Genomic DNA, 17,595 nt, shown 5'->3' with positions numbered 1-17,595 from the left:
GTGGTAGTCCAGCGGAGAACGCGAGTCCATGCAACCCCAAGCGCCTGTCAGGCGCTAGTTAACGGCGTGTCGTAAGCCTTTCATGCCCTCGGATCGAGCAGGTGCAGCAGTACGTTGCGGTCCTGTGCCGTCCCGGCCGACGGGTGCTCGGCGAGGCGCACCCGCGGCCCCTGCCAGTCGTTCGCGGACAGCTCACGGGAGAGCGAGGCGAGGTGGCCGACCTCCTCGATCGAACCGCTCCACCGGGCGGGACCGGCGTGGTCGAGCATCGTGGTGGCGATGGTGAGGACGTCACCGTCGGAGATGAGCTCGACGACCCGACCCTGTTGCGGCCAGTCGATCAGCGAGGGCGCGGTGACCTCCCACCAGGATCCGTGAGGCTTCACCGACGCACGGTGGGTGTGCCCGTTGAGCCAGAGGACCGCGCTCTCATGCTTCGAGACGGTCTGAACGATCTCGTCGCCGAGCACCCGCCTCTTGCCGTCGGGAGCGCTCATGTCGTTGTGCAGCGAGACCACGTCGTGGTGGCTGGCGATCACCGTGAGCCGCTCGTCGTAGTCGGTGGACGCGAGCACGGCGTCGAGCCAGTCCAGCTGCTCGGCGTCGATCGACCCCTGGAAGCCGCCGGCCGGGTTGACCGTGTCGAGGACGACGAAGGTGACCTGGTCGTTGACGTCGTAGCGGTAGTAGGGCTCGCCTCCGGCCTTGAACCCGTGTCCGGGCGGCTGCGCCTCGTCGTGCACGTGGGAGTCGACGAACTCCTGCAGCGTGGTCTGCCGGCGGCGCCGGTCGGCGGTCACCTCGTAGGGCTCCAGCTCGGCCAGCATCCCGAACGCCACCGGGTCACCGGAGATCAGGCCGGAGATGAGCTTCGCCTTGGCCTCGTCGGTCCAGTGCTCCGGCATCGCGATCGCCTTCAGATCGCCGACCGCGACCTCGCCGATGGCGGCGGTGCCCGGCACGGTCCCCTGCAGCAGCCCGTCGTGGTTGCCGTTGACGGCCAGCCACGGCACCTCCAGCCCGGGCGAGTCGATCGCGCGGCGGACAGCCTTCAGCAGTCCGGGGACGAGCGGGAAGCCGTGGTCACCACGGCGCATGTCGTACGTCTCGCCCTGCGGATGCCAGAAGCGCTTGTCGGGCAGGGTGGCGACGCCCTCGTAGTGCAGCATGTCGCCGGAGTCGGGCGTCAGCCGGCCACCGTCCAGCAGCGTCAGATACCAGTCGAGCTCGTTGAACTGCCCGTTGTCGGTGTTGTCGCCGGTCGCGATCGCCAGGTCGAGCGGGCCACCGCCGACCGGTCCTTCGGTGATCTCGTTGACCGCCTCGACCATCGCGGCGCCGACGTGGGCGGTCAGCAGCTCCTGCGCCCGGTACGTCCCGACCTGGTCGATCAGGTCGCAGGTCGTGCTGTCGGGGTCCATGAGCCGGTCCAGGACCTCGACCCGGGCCGGCGACTGGTGATCGCAGATGTGCATGTCGGACAGGTGCGCGAGGGTGAGCACGGGATCACCGAGGTTCTCGGGGCGCCGGGTGAGGTCGGTGCGCGAGACGTGGCGCTCCTGCGGGCCCTCGGCCAGGCGTACGTAGGGACCCTTCCGGCCACCCGCGACGATCCGACCGCTCTCGCTCGTGACACCCATCTACGCCGCCTCTCCTCAGGACCAGCCCCTGCCGTCCGTGCGCGAACGATACCCCCGAACGCCAACGGCTGGGACCTCAGCCAGCGGCGTACGCGACCCGTCGGTCGACCGCCTGCCCACGCTTCCAGGTCCGGAAGCTGTCCTCGTTGTTCCCGCGGCGCCAGTAGCCGGAGATCGAGAGGTCGCCGCGCGGGACGCCGCGCTCGCGCAGCAGGTAGGGACGGATCCGCTGCATCGTGACCTCGGCCTCGCCGTGCACGAACGCGTGCACCCGGCCGAGCAGCCAGGGCAGTTCCCGCACGACGGTGTCGAGGGGCGGGTCGACCGTGGCGTCCAGCCAGCGCACCTCGACCCCGGCCGGCGCGTCGACCTGCTGGAGATGCTCCGCGGAGGGCACCTCGATCACGGCGTAGCCCACGGCATCGGCCGGCAGCACCGCCAGCGCCGCCCGGATCGCGGGCAGACCGGACTCGTCGCCGACCAGCAGGTGCCAGTCGGCGCTGGGGTCAGGAGCGTACGTCCCGCCGGGCCCGCGCACGGTGAGCACGTCTCCTGGGCCGGCCGTCGCCGCCCAGCGGCCGGCGACGCCCTCCTCGCCGTGGTGCACGAAGTCGATGGCGAAGGTCCCCTCGGCGACCGAGGGGTCCAGCGCGGTGTAGGTGCGGCAGACGGTCGAGCCGTCACCGACCGGGATCGCCAGACGCACGAACCGGTCGGTGCAGACGCTGCCGTCGAACGCGGAGAGGTCCTCGGCGCGGAAGCGGACGCGGGTCATCCCGGCACTGAGACGGCGGGTCGCGGTGACCACGACCCGGGTATCCGGCTTTGCCTCCGGCTTGACCGCGCGAAACATGAGGGGAGCCTAACCTAAATTTCGAGAAATGCAGGTCGCGGCCCGCGGACTGGCCTAGAGTGTCGTCGTGCTCTACTCCGCCGGGTTCGAGTTCGAGTATGCCCTGGTGAGCGAGACGGGCGCCTTCCATGACTTCGGGGACCTCGACTTCGCCGCCCTCCAACACGCCCTCGCCGACGGCTCCGGCACCACCGACGAAGGTCTGGTGCGCGGTGACCTCGGCATCAAGAACGGCTACTGGTACCTCGAGGGGGACGAGCGGTTCGACCCCAACGGGGTCTTCACGTCGATGCTGGTCAAGGGGGTGGAGATCCGCACCCCGATCTGCTCGAACACCACCGAGGCCGCCGACCGGCTGATCGATCTGCAGACCGACCTCTCCGCGCGTCTCGATCCCCTCGGCCTGACCCTGGGCATCGTCGGCTTCAACCCGGTCCGCGAGGCGTACGTCCTCGACCCGCCGCTCAACGAGTGGGAGCAGCAGATGCGGGCCGAGCATCGTGAGTACGACCACGCCGAGGTCTCCAACCTGAGCTACGGCCCCGACATCAACCTCTCCTTCCCCGGGCTCTCCGCGGCCGACGTCGTCGAGGTGACCCGGCGGCTGACCTACTACAGCCCGTTCATGGTGCCGTTCAGCTTCAGCTCTCCCTTCCACGCCGGCCGGCCGTGGCGCGGCCCCAGCAAGCGCACCTACGAGCGCACCTGGCGGCGCGTGGCGGCGCGCTGCTTCGTGGGCTCACCGCCGGCAGGGGCGGAACCCACGATGGTCCACCCACCGCGGATCCCCCACGAGGAGGGACGCATCGAGTTCAAGGCCTTCGACGCCTTCCTCTCCCACGACCTGCTGCTCGCCGGAGCTGCCCTGACGCTCGGGGTCTGCCTCGCCGACGACCTCCCGGGGCTCGCCGACACCCCCAGCCGTGACCTGCACCAGCGCGCCGCCACGGCCGCCTTCGCCGATCCGGAGATCGCCGCCGGCGCCCGCGAGGTGCTCACCGCAGCCCACCGAGCCCTCGCCGCGGGGTCGACCATGGGCGCGGAGGCCGGCCACCTCGACCGACTGGACCAGTTGCTGCGCGCGGGACGTACGCCTGCCGATAGCCTTCTAGACGCATATTCGCGCACAGGCCTGATGTACCTCTCGGAAGGACTTCGTTGACCGATCTGCCCACCGACCTGCCCGCCGACACGACCACTGACCCGCTCGTGACACTGCCCGCGGAGGCCGATGTGGTGATCTGCGGAGCCGGGCCCGTCGGCGCCGCGACGGCCTACTACCTGGCCAGGCCGGGCCTGCGTGTGGTGGTGCTCAACTACGATCCCCCGGGCGATCCGGCGAACCTCGCGACCTACCGCTACTCCGGGGGCAGCCTCCGATGGACCTGGCCGGATCCGGTCAAGCGCGAGATGACGACCGAGACCGAGAAGTTCATCCGCGGCGCCGCACCGCAGGTGGATCTGGCGATGCTCCAGAACACCTACCACCTGCTCCACACCGGTGAGCTCATCCCGGCGCTCAACGTCTCCGCCACGCGGCTGGTCGAGCTGCTGCGAGACCAGGCGGAGGAGCGGGGAGCGCAGTTCATCGACGCTGTCGCCGTCACGGGAGTCCGTCCGGACGGCTCCGGGCACATGGTCGAGACCACCCGTGGCACCGTCCGCGCCGGCCGGGTCCTCGGCGCGATGGGTGCCGCCAACGCCTCGGTGTTCCCGCAGAGCAGCGCGGCGCCCGAGAAGCGCCAGCTCTTCGTGCTCGACCTCCCGGTGCCGCCCGAACGCGAGCAGATGCCCCACACGATCGTGCCCGTCGGCGACGGCTTCGGCTACGTCTTCCTCAAGCTGATCGACGACCGGCTGCGGGTCCTGGTCGGCCAGGAGGACATCGTCGAGGACGACGACACCTCAGGACCTGTCGACCACTGGTCGACGATCCTCGACCGCGGGCTCGGCGCGACCCTTCCCTGGCTCCGTGAGGCCCGCGTCGACGAGATCCTCTGGGGCGTCGACACGGCGCAGAAGACCCTCGTGGTCGACGAACCCGCCACCGGCCTGCTCATCGCCAACTGCGGCAGCGCCATCCGCTCTGCCGCCTGGCTGGGACGTACGCTCGCCGAGCGCCTGGGCGCCTAGGCACCCAGCTCGGCGCGGGTCGGCGGGTTGGCACCGGCGCGCGAGACGGTGACGGCCGCGGCGCGGACACCGTGGGCGAGCACCTCACGCCGGTCGCGCTCGAAGTCGTCCCAGAGCGCGTCGACCAGGCCGGCAGAGAAGGTGTCGCCGGCACCGATGGTGTCCACGACCGTCACCTTCTCGGCGCCGACGTCGATCCGCTCGGACGCGGTGATCCAGCTGGCGCCGTCGCCACCGCGGGTCACCGCGACCGCGCCGGCGCCGAGCTCGAGCAGCCGAGCCGCCGCGTCGTCGAGCCTGAGCCCGGGGTAGAGCGTCTCCAGGTCCTCGTCGCTCGCCTTGACCACATCGGCGTACGCCGCGGCCCGCTCGATCCGCGAGACGACCTCCTGGCCGGTTCCGGTCAGCGTGGGCCGCATGTTGATGTCGTAGAGGACGCGCACGCCGTCCGGGAGCCCGTCGAGCAGCGCGAAGACCGTCTCGGCGCCGGGCGAGAGCACCGGAGCGAGCGAGCCGATGTGAACGAACCGCGGCGTGCCCACGGCGATCTCGCCGAGCTTCCACTCCAGGTCGAAGACGTACGCCGCCGACCCGTCGTCCCCGATGGTGGCCTGCGCGGTCGAGGTCCGGGGCAGCACGTGCGGGTCGCACGCCATCCGCACCCCGGAGTCGGCCAGGTGCGTGGCCAGGGACTGCCCACGCGCGTCATCGGCGTAGGAGGCGGCGTAGCGCACCGGCCGGCCGAGCCGGCCCAGCGCGACGGCGACGTTGGCGCCGCTCCCGCCGGGATGTTCCCGGGTCACGCCGTCAGCCGTGGTGACGACGTCGACCAGCGCCTCTCCTACCACCAAGACGTCAGCAGCGGCATTGTCACGATCCAGGCTGGTCACGGCGGCAGATTAGCAACTCGGCGTACGAACGAATTTTCCGGGGTTGACCAGCAGAAACCGCCTACTGTCCAGTAACCCACCGCGGATGGGCGACCGCTCCAGACCGCGTGCGACCATTGAGGATGTGACCGATGAATCCACCGAGACGACTGGTGGTCCGCAGGGCCCTACCCCCGCCCAGCCGACCGTAATCCACGAGGGTCTACCGACCCAGCTTCCGGACATTGATCCCGAAGAGACCAGTGAGTGGCTCGGCTCCTTCGACGCGATGCTCGAGACGAGCGGGCGCGATCGGGCCCGCTACGTCATGCTGCGTCTTCTGGAGCGTGCCCGCGAGCAGTCCGTCGGCGTCCCTGCCCTGCGAAGCACCGACTACATCAACACCATCCCCTCCGACCGCGAGCCGTGGTTCCCGGGCGATGAGGACATCGAGCGACGCATCCGCGCCTTCATCCGCTGGAACGCCGCTGTCATGGTCTCCTCCGCCAACCGCAAGGGCCTCGAGGTGGGCGGCCACATCGCCACCTACCAGTCCTCCGCGAGCCTCTACGAGGTCGGCTTCAACCACTTCTTCCGCGGCAAGGACCACCCCGGCGGCGGCGACCAGGTCTTCATCCAGGGCCACGCCTCCCCCGGCATCTACGCGCGTGCGTTCCTCGAGGGCCGGCTCAACGAAGAGCAGCTCTTCCGCTTCCGCCAGGAGGTGCAGCACGGCGTCGGCCAGGGCATCTCGTCCTACCCGCACCCGCGTCTGATGCCCGACTTCTGGGAGTTCCCGACGGTCTCCATGGGCCTGACCGGGATCAACTCGATCTACCAGGCGCGCTTCAACCGCTACCTGCAGAACCGCGGCATCAAGGACACCTCCGACCAGCGCGTGTGGGCCTTCCTCGGCGACGGCGAGATGGGTGAACCCGAGTCGCTCGGCGCCATCCGGGTCGCCGCCCGTGAGGAGCTCGACAACCTGGTCTGGGTGATCAACTGCAACCTGCAGCAGCTCGACGGCCCGGTGACCGGCAACGGCAAGGTCATCCAGGAGCTCGAGTCCAACTTCCGTGGCGCCGGCTGGAACGTCATCAAGGTCATCTGGGGCCGCGAGTGGGACCAGCTGCTCGCCAAGGACGTCGACGGCGTCCTGGTCAACAAGATGAACTCCACCCCTGACGGGCAGTTCCAGACCTACTCGGTCGAGACCGGTTCCTACGTCCGGGAGAACTTCTTCGGCTCCGACCCGCGCCTGCGCAAGATGGTCGAGCAGATGAGCGACGAGCAGATCCGCAAGCTCCCCCGCGGCGGCCACGACTACCGCAAGGTCTACGCCGCCTTCGACGCGGCCACCAAGACCGCCGGGCAGCCGACGGTGATCCTCGCCCACACCATCAAGGGCTGGACGATCGACGCTCTGGAGGGCAAGAACGCCACCCACCAGATGAAGAAGCTGACCATGGCGGACCTGAAGAAGTTCCGCGACCGGCTGATGTTGCCGATCTCCGACAAGGAGCTCGAGGCGACCTACGAGCAGACCGGTGCTGCGCCGTTCTTCAACCCGGGTCCGGAGTCGGCCGAGATCGAGTACATGATGGAGCGCCGCAAGCAGCTCGGCGGCCCGCTCCCCCAGCGCCGGGTCGAGTTCAAGCCGCTCACCCTGCCGGGCGACAAGATCTACTCCGAGCTCAAGCAGGGCTCCGGCAAGAACAAGGTCGCCTCCACGCAGGCGACCGTCCGGCTGCTCAAGGACTGGATGCGCGACCCGGAGATCGGCAAGCGCATCGTCCCGATCGCACCGGACGAGTACCGCACCTTCGGCATGGACGCGATGTTCCCCAGTGCGAAGGTCTACAACCCGGGCGGCCAGCAGTACGAGTCGGTCGACCGGAAGTTGTTGCTCTCCTACAAGGAGTCCGCACAGGGCCAGCTGCTCCACGAGGGCATCTCCGAGGCCGGCGCAGTGGCTTCCGCGACCGCTGCCGGAACGGCGTACGCGACCCACGGCGAGCCGATGATCCCGTTCTACATCTTCTACTCGATGTTCGGGTTCCAGCGCACCGGCGACTCGATCTGGGCGATGGCCGACATGATGGGCCGCGGCTTCCTGATCGGCGCCACCGCCGGCCGCACCACGCTGACCGGTGAGGGTCTCCAGCACGCAGACGGCCATTCGCCGCTGCTGGCCGCGACCAACCCGGCCGTCGTGCACTACGACCCGGCGTTCGCCTACGAGGTCTCGCACATCATGCAGAGCGGTCTCGAGCGGATGTACGGCACGTCCGAGGAGCACCCGCACGGCGAGGACGTCATCTTCTACCTGACCGTCTACAACGAGCCGGTCAGCCAGCCCAAGGAGCCCGAGGGCATCGACGCCGAGGGCATCCTGAAGGGCATCCACCAGGTCTCGACCGCCGAGGGCGAGGGCCCGCGGGTCCGCCTGCTGGCCTCCGGCGTCGGCTACCCGTGGATCGAAGAGGCTGCCCGTCTTCTCGATGAGGAGTGGGGCGTCAAGGCCGACACCTGGTCGGTCACCTCGTGGAACGAGCTGGCCCGCGACGCGATCGACGCCGAGCAGTGGAGCCTCAACCACCCGGGCGAGACCCCGCGTACGCCGTTCGTCACCGAGAAGCTCGCCGGGTCCAACGGCCCCGTCATCGCGGTCTCCGACTACATGCGGGCCGTCCCGCTGCAGATCGCCCGCTGGGTGCCTGACGACTACCGCGTTCTCGGCGCCGACGGGTTCGGCTTCGCCGACACCCGCCCGGCCGCGCGTCGCTTCTTCCAGATCGACGCCCAGTCCGTCGTCGTCCAGGCCCTCCAGGCCCTGGCCGAGGCCGGCGAGATCGACGGCACCCTGGTGAAGAAGGCCTTCGACGCCTACCGGATCGACGATCCCACCGCGGCGAAGGGCATCATGCAGGAGGGCGGGGACGCCTGAGCCGGCGACCCTGCAAGCCGCCGAGTCGGCGCAGATGTCCCAGATCCTTGAGACATCTGCGCCGGCTCGGCGCTTCTACCTGGGGCAAACATCCGCCCCCGGCAAGTTTCTGGACGTACGCCGCGCAAGAATGGACGACGTGACCGCAGTGATCCCTCCCACCCGCCAGCGCACCGCGCAGGCGCTGCGGCGCGCGACCGGACGGTTGGCGACCGCCGCCACGTCGCGCATGGACGACGCGATGCCGTGGTTCAAGGACCTCTCGGCCAAGAACCGCTCCCTGGTCGGTCTGATCGTCCAGGCGGGCATCAAGGAGTTCGTCGGCTGGTACGGCGGCGGCGCCTCCGCAGACACCGCCAAGCCCGACCTGGCCGCGTCGATGTTCGGCGTCGCGCCCCGGGCGCTGACCGGCATCATCACCCTCCAGCAGACCGTCGACCTGGTGCGACTCTCGATCGAGGTCGTCGAGGCCAACATCGACCACCTCCTCGGCCCCGAGGACGCCGCCGACGTGCACGAGGCGATCGGCCGCTACGCCCGTGAGGTCGCCTTCGCCACCGCCGAGGTCTACGCCCGCGCCGCCGAGCAGCGTGGGGCCTGGGACGCCCGGCTCGAGGCGCTCGTGGTCGACGCCGTCCTGCGCGCCGAGACCGACGAGGTCGTCCTCTCCCGCGCCAGCGCGCTCGGCTGGGACGCCGACCTGCCGCTGTGCGCAGTGCTGGGCCACGCCCCCGAGGGGATCGGCCTCGACGCCGCCATGGAGGAGGTACGCCGCCGCGCCCGCGCCCACGGCCTGCACACCCTGTGCGCCGTCCAGGGAGACCGGCTCGTGGCCCTGCTCGGCGGCATCGACGATCCGTTGAAGGCGGCCGGCCGCATCGCCGATCTCTTCGCCGACGGCCCCGTCGTCGTCGGACCGGTGGCCGCCGGACTGGCGACCGCCGCCAACTCCGCCCGGGCTGCGCTCTCGGCCTATCGGGCAGCGCCCGGCTGGCCCGACGCGCCTCGCCCCGCCCTGAGCCAGTCCTTCCTGCCCGAACGTGCGCTGGCCGGCGACGCGTGGGCCCATCGCTACCTGATCGAGCATCTCTACCAGCCGCTGGTGGAGGCTCGCAGCACCTTGATCGAGACGCTGGCTGCGTACTTCGCCGCCGGCGGCGGCCTCGAGGCGACCGGGCGCACCTTGTTCGTGCATCCCAACACCGTGCGCTACCGACTCAAGCAGGTCGCCGAGCTCACCGGGTTCGCCCCGACCGACTCCCGCGACGCGCTCACCCTGCAGGTCGCCCTGATCCTGGGCCGACAACAGGACCATTGAGGCTCACACTCTGCGGCTTTGTAGCACTCCTACAAGATTGCGTGACAGATATTCGTCGTCGCTGAAGGTGCTCCGACCCCCCTCCAGAAGGAAGTATCGTCTCGTGCTCGTCATTGTCGCCCCAGGACAAGGTGCTCAGACACCAGGATTCCTCACCCCGTGGTTGGAGGACCCCGCTTTCGCCGCTCGTATGGAGTGGCTCTCAACCGTCGCAGGCATCGACCTGATCCACTACGGCACGAATGCCGACGCAGAGACCATCCGCGCCACCGAGATCGCCCAGCCGCTGCTGGTCGCCACCGGTCTGGTCGCGGCTCTCCAGCTCTTCCCGCACCCCGCGGACGCCTTCTCGAAGATCGGCGCTGTCGCCGGCCACAGCGTCGGTGAGATCACCGCCGCCGCGGGCGCCCGCGCGATCAGCGCCGAGCAGGCGATGGTGCTCGTGCGCGAGCGCGGCAAGGCCATGGCCGAGGCCGCCGCGAAGACGCCGACCGGCATGACCGCGGTCCTCGGCGGCTCCCGCGACGAGGTGCTCGCCTCGATCGAGAAGCACGGCCTCACCCCCGCCAACGACAACGGCCCCGGCCAGATCGTCGCAGCGGGCACGCTCGAGCAGCTCGAGGCGTTCGCGGCCGAGCCGCCCGCCAAGGCCAGACTGATGCCGCTCAGCGTCGCCGGCGCCTTCCACACCGAGCACATGGAGCCCGCCGTCGGCCACCTGGCCCGGCTGGCCCAGAGCGTCACGACCCACGACCCGCGTACGCGCCTGATCAGCAACAAGGACGGCCAGATCGTCCACGACGGCGCCAAGGCCCTGGACCGGATCGTCGGCCAGATCGCCAGCCCCGTCCGCTGGGACCTCTGCCTCGACACCATGTCCGACATCGGTGTCACCGGCATCTTGGAGATGCCGCCTGCAGGCACCCTCACCGGGATCGCCAAGCGCGCTTTGAAGGGCGTCGAGACCTTCGCCCTGAAGACTCCCGACCAGCTCGAGGACGCCCGCGCGTTCGTCGAGAAGCACGGCGAGACCAACCTGATCGAGACCACGCCCACGTGGCGGCTGGTCGTCTCCCCGACCAAGGGCACCTTCCAGCTCTCCGAGGCCGTCTCCGGGGTCGACGTGATCCCCGCCGGCACCGACATCGGCGCCATCGCCAGCCTCCGCGACACCATCGTGATCACGTCCGCCCACGGCGGCGAGGTCATCGAGTGGCTGGTCGAGGACGGCGACCTCGTCTCCCCCGGTCAGCCGCTGCTGCGCCTGCACCCGACGGGGGCACAGCACTCGTGATCTCAGCCCCTAAAGGTTCCCCGCATGCCCGCATCCTCGGCGTCGGTGGCTACCGCCCCACCCGGGTGGTCCCCAACAGCGAGATCGTCGACCTGATCGACTCCTCCGACGAGTGGATCCGCACCCGTTCCGGCATCACCGAGCGTCGCTGGGCGAACGAGGACGAGACCGTCCAGATGATGTCGGTCGCCGCCTCGCGCAAGGCGCTCGAGCACGCCGGGATCGGCATCGACCAGATCGACTGCGTCCTGGTCGCGACGGTCAGCCACCTGCGTCAGACGCCTGCAGTCGCCGCGCTGATCGCCGACGAGCTCGGCGCCGACCACCCGGCCGCCTTCGACGTCTCGGCAGCCTGCGCGGGCTTCTGTCACGGCATCGCGATGGCCAGCGACCTCGTCCGCGGTGGCAGCGCCAAGCACGTGCTCGTGATCGGGGTCGAGCGACTCTCCGACATCACCAACCCACACGACCGCGGCACCGCCTTCATCTTCGCCGACGGCGCCGGTGCTGCCGTGGTCGGGCCCAGCGACGAGCCGGGCATCGGCCCGGTCGTGTGGGGCTCCTCCGGCGACAAGGCCGACATGATCCAGACGCCGGACTGGTTCGTGGCGAACGAGGCCAAGGAGATCCCCTGGCTGACGATGGACGGCAACCCGGTCTTCCGCTGGGCCGCCTTCGCGATGGCCAAGGTCGGCCAGGAGGCGCTCGAGAAGGCCGGGATCACCGCCGACGAGCTCGACTGCTTCGTGCCTCACCAGGCGAACATGCGCATCGTCGACGCGCTGGCCCGCTCCATGAAGCTGCCGGCGACGGTCGAGATCGCCCGCGACATCGCCACCATGGGCAACACCTCGGCCGCCTCGGTCCCGCTCGCTCTGGAGCGGATGATCGAGCAGGGCCAGGCGAAATCCGGCGACACCGCCCTGCTCATCGCCTTCGGCGCAGGGCTGGTCTACGCCGCCCAGGTCGTCGTCGTCCCCTAGCCTGCATTCAGACCCACAGTTTCAGCACACAAAAATCCGAGAGGAACCACCACACATGGCCACCACCGAAGAGATCCGCTCCGACCTCGCCGAGATCGTCAACGAGGTCGCCGGCATCGATGTCGCCGACGTTCAGCTCGACAAGTCCTTCGTCGATGACCTCGACGTCGACTCGCTGTCCATGGTCGAGGTCGTCGTCGCTGCCGAGGAGAAGTTCGGCGTTTCCATCCCCGACGAGGAGGTCAAGAACCTCAAGACCGTCGGCGACGCGGTGAGCTTCATCGAGAAGGCTTCCGCGAACGCCTGACGCGCCCCGGCGGCTCGGCCAACCCTCCCAGGCCGAGCCGCCGGACCTTCCTCACTTGAACCCGACGCGCCAACCACCCACGGAGAGCACATGAGCAGCCGCACCCGAGTAGTCATCACCGGATTGGGCACCACCAACCCGGTCGGCGGAGACGTAGCCACCACCTGGGATGCCTTGATCGCCGGCCGCTCCGGCATCCGCGAGCTCACCGAGGAGTGGGCCAACGACCTTCCCGTACGCATCGCCGGCCGCATCGCCGTCGAGCCGTCCGAGGTCCTGGAGAGGGTCAAGGCGAGGCGCCTAGACCGCTCCGCACAGTTCGCCGTGGTCGCCGCGGCCGAAGCCTGGAAGGACGCCGGCTTCGAGGGCACCGCCACCGAGGCAGGCCTCGACGGTGAGCGCCTCGGCGTCGCCGTCGCCACCGGTATCGGCGGCGTGACCACCCTGCTCGACAACTACGACATCCTGCTGGCCAAGGGACCGCGCCGGGTCAGCCCGCTGTCCGTCCCGATGCTGATGGCCAACGCCTCATCAGCCAACATCTCTCTGACCTACGGCGCCCGCGCCGCGGCTCAGACCCCGATCTCCGCCTGTGCCTCCGGCTCCGAGGCGGTCGCACTGGCCGCCGACCAGATCCGTCTGGGCCGCGCCGACGTCGTGCTCGCCGGAGGCACCGAGGCAGCCATCCACCCGCTGCCGATCGCGGCCTTCGCCAACATGATGGCCCTGTCCAAGACCGCGTCCGGCTCCGACGGTGGCGACCCGACCACGGTCAGCCGCCCCTGGGACACCGGTCGTGACGGCTTCGTCCTCGGTGAGGGCGCGGGCATCGTCGTCCTCGAGAAGCTCGAGCACGCTCAGGCGCGCGGCGCCCGGATCTACGCCGAGGTCCTCGGCGCCGGCGTGACCGCCGACGCCCACGACATCGCTCAGCCCGACCCCGAGGGCCGCGGCGGCAGCCGTGCCATCAAGGGCGCGCTCCAGGACGGCGACGTCGACCCGAGCACGATCGTCCACGTGAACGCCCACGCGACCTCGACCCCGCAGGGCGACATCGCCGAGGGCCTCATGCTCCATTCCACCCTCGGCAACCATGTCGAGAACGTCGTGGTCACCTCGACCAAGTCCATGACGGGTCACCTGCTCGGTGGAGCCGGCGCCCTCGAGACCGTCGCGACCGTCCTGGCGATCCACCACCGCCAGTCGCCGCCGACCATCAACCTGGACAACCTCGACCCCGCGGTCGAGCTCGACATCGCCACCAAGACCCGCGACCTGCCGGCCGGCGACATCGCGGCCCTCAACAACTCGTTCGGCTTCGGCGGCGCGAACGTCGCGGTGATCTACGGGAGCCTGTAGGGCATGTCCTGCCGGCCGGGCACCGGCTGCGCGATTCCCATCGCGCACCTAGATGATTGATGCGCGGTCTGATCAGCCGATTCACGCTCGGCATCCGCGCTGGCGGCGTTGCCGCCGCTCACAAGACCCCGGTATTGCATCGCGACGGCGCCTTGCCAGCGCGGCGCCGAGCGCGAATCGGCAAGACCAGCCCTTGCATCAACCATCTAGGCGGTGCTGCCGCCTCTCGGAAGAACCTCACTCTGCCGTCGAGGCGGCGCCCGGCCAGCCCACAGGCTGGACGGCGCCCGCTCGGCGCCGATCGACAGGACATCACCTGATGACCATCACCACCTCCGCGCCTGCTCCCGCGAAGAAGCAGAAGCTTCCGCGCGACCAGGACCCGCGCAACCCTGTGACCCGCCTCGGGGCGCTCTTCGACGCAGGCACCCTCGAGCTCATCTCTCCTGACGACGACTCCGGCATGCTGGCCGCCGTCGGCGAGGTGGACGGCACCCGGGCGGTCGCATTCTGCTCGGACGCCACCGTCATGGGCGGCGCGATGGGTGACCTCGGCTGCCGTGTGGTCGTCGACGCCTACCACCGCGCCATCACCGACGGCGTTCCGATCATCGGACTGTGGCACTCCGGCGGCGCCCGCCTGGCCGAGGGCGTGCTGTCCCTGCACGCGGTCGGCCGCATCTTCCACGTGATGACCCAGGCCAGCGGCAAGATCCCGCAGATCTCGGTCGTCCTCGGCCCGGCTGCCGGCGGTGCCGCCTACGGCCCTGCTCTCACCGATGTGGTCATCCTCGGCCCCGAGGGCCGCATCTTCGTGACCGGTCCCGACGTCGTACGCTCCGTCACCGGCGAGGACGTCGACATGCTGCGCCTCGGCGGCCCTGAGCCCCACGGCCGACGCTCCGGCGTCGTGCACATCCTGACCGAGTCCGAGCGCGAGGCGCTCGACAAGGCCCGCACGGTCGCCTCCCTCCTCGGCTCCCAGGGTGGCCTCGACGTCCACGCTGTGGAGGACAAGAACCTCGCCGAGCAGCTGCCCGAGTCGAAGAAGCGCGCCTACGACGTGCACCCGCTGGTCGAGAACATCCTCGACGAGGGCACCACGCAGGAGCTGCACGCTCGCTGGGCCCCCAACATCGTCACCGCGCTCGGTCGCTTCGGTGGCCGCACCGTAGGTGTCGTCGCCAACAACCCGCTGCGGCTCGGCGGTTGCCTCGACTCCCTCTCCGCGGAGAAGGCCTCCCGATTCGTACGCCTCTGCGACGCCCTCGGCGTCCCGCTGATCGTCCTCGTCGACGTCCCCGGATACCTGCCGGGCGTGGGCCAGGAGTGGGACGGGGTCGTACGCCGCGGAGCCAAGCTTCTGCACGCCTTCGGGGAGTGCGTGGTCCCCCGGGTCACCCTGGTGACCCGCAAGACCTACGGCGGCGCCTACATCGCCATGAACGCGCGCTCCCTCGGCGCGACCAAGGTCTTCGCCTGGCCGGGCGCTGAGGTCGCGGTCATGGGCCCGGTCGCCGCGATCCGCATCCTGCACCGCCGCAAGCTCGCCGAGGTCGCGCCCGACCTCCGCGCTCAGGTCGAGGCGGAGCTCGCCGCCGAGCACGAGCGTCTCGCCGGCGGCGTCGACAAGGCAGTCGAGATCGGTGTCGTGGACGAGGTCATCGAGCCTGCGGTGACTCGCAGCGCGATCGCCGCCGCCTTCGAGGAGGCCATCCAGACCGTCGGCGTACGCCGCGGCGCCCACGGCAACATCCCCCTCTGATCCAAATCACGCCGAGTCGGCGCGTCATGACGCGCCGACTCGGCGTTCTTGTCGACCGTGCTCTGCGGCCGACAGGGTCACTCAGACGACTTGGTGCAGCCAGCGTACGGGCGCGCCCTCACCGGCGTGGCGAAACGTCTCCAGCTCGTCGTCCCACGGCTTGCCGAGGAGCTTGTCCACCTCGAGCTCGAGGGTGGTGTCGCCGAGCGAGGCCTTCACCACCGCAGCCTTGAGCCGGTCCTCCGGGATCATGATGTCGCCGTGCATCCCGGTCATGGCGTGGAAGACGCCGAGGTCGGGGGTGAAGGAGTAGCGGGCGCCCTCAGAGCTCGAGGTGCCGTCCTCGGTGACTTCGAAGCGCAGGTGCGTCCAGCCCTTCAGCGCCGAGGCGATGGCCGCTGCGGAACCAATCGCACCGGACCAGAACAGCTCGGCTCGGTAGGTGCCTGCCTGGGCCGGCTGCGGCGTCCAGTCGAAGGTCACCGGCACGCCTAGAACCCCCGCGACGGCCCATTCGATATGAGGGCAGAGCGCGGAGGGAGCCGAATGCACGAACACAACGCCTCGGGCGATACCACGCGAGGCGCTCGGGTCCTTGATCTGAGTGGTCACCGAATATCTCCTTCGTTGCGGCGCGAGCTACGCCTTCCCCAGCGGGCTCGATCATGCGTGAAGGAAATTGCTTCGGTGGATCACACGGATGTAGATGACTTTGTAGTTGTAGTAGGACCCATTCTTACCTACGCGGCCAAGGATCTCCAGTACCAAAGCAAAACCGTCAGTGGCGGTCGGCACACGTGCCGACCGCCACTGATTGCATGCTCTGGAGGGAGCTCAGTCCCGCTCGACCGTCTTCTCGAGCGCCTCGGCCCGCTCCGCGGCATCGGTCATCTCGTCGGAGTCGATCGCGTACGTGCGGTGGAACCAGGTCAGCGCGTCCTTGTCGCGGCCGGCCTCCTGGAGCGTGTCGGCGTACGCGTAGCGCAGTCGCACCACCCAGGACTCGCGGCTCTTGTTGTTCAGCGGCGCCTGCTCGAGGATCCGCAGGGCCGCGTCGAGCTGGCCCATGTCGCGACGGGCACCGGCCTCGACGATCGTCATCTCGGCCTTGGCGGGCGCCTCGAAGTTCGCAACCGACGGGCTGTGCGCGAGCTTGATCGCCTGCTCGGGCTGACCGAGAGCGCGGTGGCAGTCCGCCATGATCGGCAGGTACGCCCCCGCGCCGTTCATCCGCTTCGCTGCACGCAGCTCCGCCAGCGCCTCGGAGTAGTGGCCCGCCGCGTACGCAGCCTCGCCGAGCGCCTCGCGGATCACGGCGATCCGCTGCGTCCGCGACTTGGCGGCCTTCGCGTGCTGGTAGGCCAGTTCCGGGTCGGAGTCGATGAACATGTCGGCCGCGACCAGGTGACGGGCGATACGCGCCGCCAGCTTCTCCGGCAGCCCACGCAGCTGAGCCGAGATCGCTCGATCCAGCTCGTCGCCGCTCACCTCTTCCGGAAGCTCCGGGCCGTCGTAGACCCGCTGATCCTCCGTACGCTCCTCGCGCGGCTCGTCGAAACGACGCCGTGCCCCGGCAGGGGGCTTACCGCCCGGCTTGCCGCCGCGGTCCTTGGAGTAGCCGCCCTTGCGGTCGCTGCTGGCACCGCCGCGCTTCGGACCGTCGGAACGGCCTCCTGCACGGGGCGCGCCGCTGCGGCCGCCCGTCGGCTTGCCGTCGCGACGCTCGTCGCCGCCACGGCCACCGTCCCGGCGCTGCTCGCCTCCGCGGCCAGAGCCGCCAGTGCCGCCATCGCGGCGGTCGCTGCTACGTCCGGCTCCGGGCCGGCCGCCACCTGCGCGGCCGCCACGGCCGTTCGATGAACCTGAGCTCTTCGGACCCCCCGGGCGTCCGGCGGGCTTTCCGCCTCTGTTGCTACGGCGCTCGTCAGCCATAGCCGCCATCCTCACTGCCGCGTCACCGCAGCCGACTTCGAACGATCATCGCGACCGTTCTGTTGACATACAAAGTGTCAGTAAATGCAGTAGAGGCCGCCCCAAAGGACGGCCTCTACCTGAAATTTTGTCCGGCGGCGTCCTACTCTCCCACAACCTCTCGGTTGCAGTACCATCGGCGCTGAAGGGCTTGAC

14 protein-coding genes are annotated in these 17,595 nt (G+C 69.7%); 9 read left to right on the top strand and 5 right to left on the bottom strand.

The annotated features are described in order from the left end of the window. Positions 1 to 80 precede the first annotated feature (80 nt). On the bottom strand, positions 81 to 1,640 hold the full coding sequence (locus H5T77_RS09510; protein ID WP_292648152.1) for a TIGR03767 family metallophosphoesterase: 1,560 nt from the start codon (positions 1,638 to 1,640) through the stop codon (positions 81 to 83). Between the two features lie 76 nt (positions 1,641 to 1,716). Then, on the bottom strand, positions 1,717 to 2,493 hold the full coding sequence (locus tag H5T77_RS09505; RefSeq protein WP_292648149.1) for a siderophore-interacting protein: 777 nt from the start codon (positions 2,491 to 2,493) through the stop codon (positions 1,717 to 1,719). Between the two features lie 67 nt (positions 2,494 to 2,560). On the opposite strand from H5T77_RS09505, the gene H5T77_RS09500 reads away from it, so the two are divergent. Together H5T77_RS09500 and H5T77_RS09495 are read left to right on the top strand one after the other, a co-directional pair. Further along, the gene (locus tag H5T77_RS09500; RefSeq protein WP_292648146.1) at positions 2,561 to 3,655 is read left to right on the top strand and encodes a glutamate-cysteine ligase family protein; all 1,095 of its coding nucleotides are present in this window, start codon (positions 2,561 to 2,563) and stop codon (positions 3,653 to 3,655) included. Then, entirely contained in the window at positions 3,652 to 4,626 is a 975-nt protein-coding gene (locus H5T77_RS09495; protein WP_292648144.1) for an NAD(P)/FAD-dependent oxidoreductase, read from the top strand. Before H5T77_RS09500 ends, H5T77_RS09495 begins: the two co-directional genes overlap by 4 nt. Here the strand turns inward: H5T77_RS09495 and H5T77_RS09490 are convergent. Beyond that, positions 4,623 to 5,516, bottom strand: coding sequence for a carbohydrate kinase family protein (locus tag H5T77_RS09490; RefSeq protein WP_292648142.1), 894 nt, complete (start codon positions 5,514 to 5,516; stop codon positions 4,623 to 4,625). The genes H5T77_RS09495 and H5T77_RS09490 overlap by 4 nt on opposite strands. Positions 5,517 to 5,601: 85 nt before the next feature. On the opposite strand from H5T77_RS09490, the gene aceE reads away from it, so the two are divergent. The 7 genes from aceE to H5T77_RS09455 all read left to right on the top strand — a co-directional run bounded on the left by aceE (position 5,602) and on the right by H5T77_RS09455 (position 15,468). After that, positions 5,602 to 8,442 carry a pyruvate dehydrogenase (acetyl-transferring), homodimeric type gene (aceE, locus tag H5T77_RS09485; RefSeq protein ID WP_472850344.1) on the top strand — a complete coding sequence of 947 codons (2,841 nt, stop codon included), beginning with the start codon at positions 5,602 to 5,604 and terminating at the stop codon, positions 8,440 to 8,442. A 34-nt stretch (positions 8,443 to 8,476) separates the two neighbouring features. Then, the gene (locus H5T77_RS09480; protein WP_292648140.1) at positions 8,477 to 9,760 is read left to right on the top strand and encodes a PucR family transcriptional regulator; all 1,284 of its coding nucleotides are present in this window, start codon (positions 8,477 to 8,479) and stop codon (positions 9,758 to 9,760) included. Between the two features lie 103 nt (positions 9,761 to 9,863). After that, entirely contained in the window at positions 9,864 to 11,054 is a 1,191-nt protein-coding gene (locus tag H5T77_RS09475; protein WP_292648138.1) for an acyltransferase domain-containing protein, read from the top strand. After that, a complete protein-coding gene (locus H5T77_RS09470) occupies positions 11,051 to 12,037 on the top strand; it encodes a beta-ketoacyl-ACP synthase III (RefSeq protein WP_292648135.1) in 987 nt (328 codons plus the stop codon). Before H5T77_RS09475 ends, H5T77_RS09470 begins: the two co-directional genes overlap by 4 nt. 55 nt (positions 12,038 to 12,092) lie before the next feature. Continuing rightward, positions 12,093 to 12,344 (top strand): acyl carrier protein, encoded by a 252-nt coding sequence (locus H5T77_RS09465; RefSeq protein ID WP_008364250.1) that lies wholly within the window; start codon positions 12,093 to 12,095, stop codon positions 12,342 to 12,344. 90 nt (positions 12,345 to 12,434) lie between these two features. Next, positions 12,435 to 13,703, top strand: a complete 1,269-nt coding sequence (locus H5T77_RS09460) for a beta-ketoacyl-[acyl-carrier-protein] synthase family protein (protein WP_292648121.1) — start codon at positions 12,435 to 12,437, stop codon at positions 13,701 to 13,703. Positions 13,704 to 14,022: 319 nt separating this feature from the next. Further along, positions 14,023 to 15,468 (top strand): acyl-CoA carboxylase subunit beta, encoded by a 1,446-nt coding sequence (locus H5T77_RS09455; protein ID WP_292648118.1) that lies wholly within the window; start codon positions 14,023 to 14,025, stop codon positions 15,466 to 15,468. A gap of 81 nt (positions 15,469 to 15,549) precedes the next feature. Here the strand turns inward: H5T77_RS09455 and H5T77_RS09450 are convergent, their stop codons facing one another. Then, positions 15,550 to 16,080 (bottom strand): DUF3145 domain-containing protein, encoded by a 531-nt coding sequence (locus H5T77_RS09450; protein WP_292648116.1) that lies wholly within the window; start codon positions 16,078 to 16,080, stop codon positions 15,550 to 15,552. A gap of 222 nt (positions 16,081 to 16,302) precedes the next feature. After that, positions 16,303 to 17,400, bottom strand: coding sequence for a tetratricopeptide repeat protein (locus tag H5T77_RS09445; RefSeq protein WP_292648114.1), 1,098 nt, complete (start codon positions 17,398 to 17,400; stop codon positions 16,303 to 16,305). Positions 17,401 to 17,595 lie beyond the last annotated feature (195 nt).

Source organism: Nocardioides sp. (assembly GCF_014360585.1).
Lineage (GTDB): Bacteria > Actinomycetota > Actinomycetes > Propionibacteriales > Nocardioidaceae > Nocardioides.
The sequence above is the reverse complement of the archived record's forward strand: the minus strand, read 5'-3'. Positions and strand labels throughout refer to the sequence as shown.

What these genes read in the sequence shown, in the direction of transcription:
- H5T77_RS09455 (WP_292648118.1), top strand. Translation starts at nt 14,023, where the DNA reads ATGACCATCACCACCTCCGCGCCTGCTCCCGCGAAGAAGCAGAAGCTT.
- H5T77_RS09465 (WP_008364250.1), top strand. Translation starts at nt 12,093, where the DNA reads ATGGCCACCACCGAAGAGATCCGCTCCGACCTCGCCGAGATCGTCAAC.
- aceE (WP_472850344.1), top strand. Translation starts at nt 5,602, where the DNA reads ATGGGCGACCGCTCCAGACCGCGTGCGACCATTGAGGATGTGACCGAT.
- H5T77_RS09445 (WP_292648114.1), bottom strand. Translation starts at nt 17,400, where the DNA reads ATGGCTGACGAGCGCCGTAGCAACAGAGGCGGAAAGCCCGCCGGACGC.
- H5T77_RS09510 (WP_292648152.1), bottom strand. Translation starts at nt 1,640, where the DNA reads ATGGGTGTCACGAGCGAGAGCGGTCGGATCGTCGCGGGTGGCCGGAAG.
- H5T77_RS09480 (WP_292648140.1), top strand. Translation starts at nt 8,477, where the DNA reads ATGTCCCAGATCCTTGAGACATCTGCGCCGGCTCGGCGCTTCTACCTG.
- H5T77_RS09505 (WP_292648149.1), bottom strand. Translation starts at nt 2,493, where the DNA reads ATGTTTCGCGCGGTCAAGCCGGAGGCAAAGCCGGATACCCGGGTCGTG.
- H5T77_RS09460 (WP_292648121.1), top strand. Translation starts at nt 12,435, where the DNA reads ATGAGCAGCCGCACCCGAGTAGTCATCACCGGATTGGGCACCACCAAC.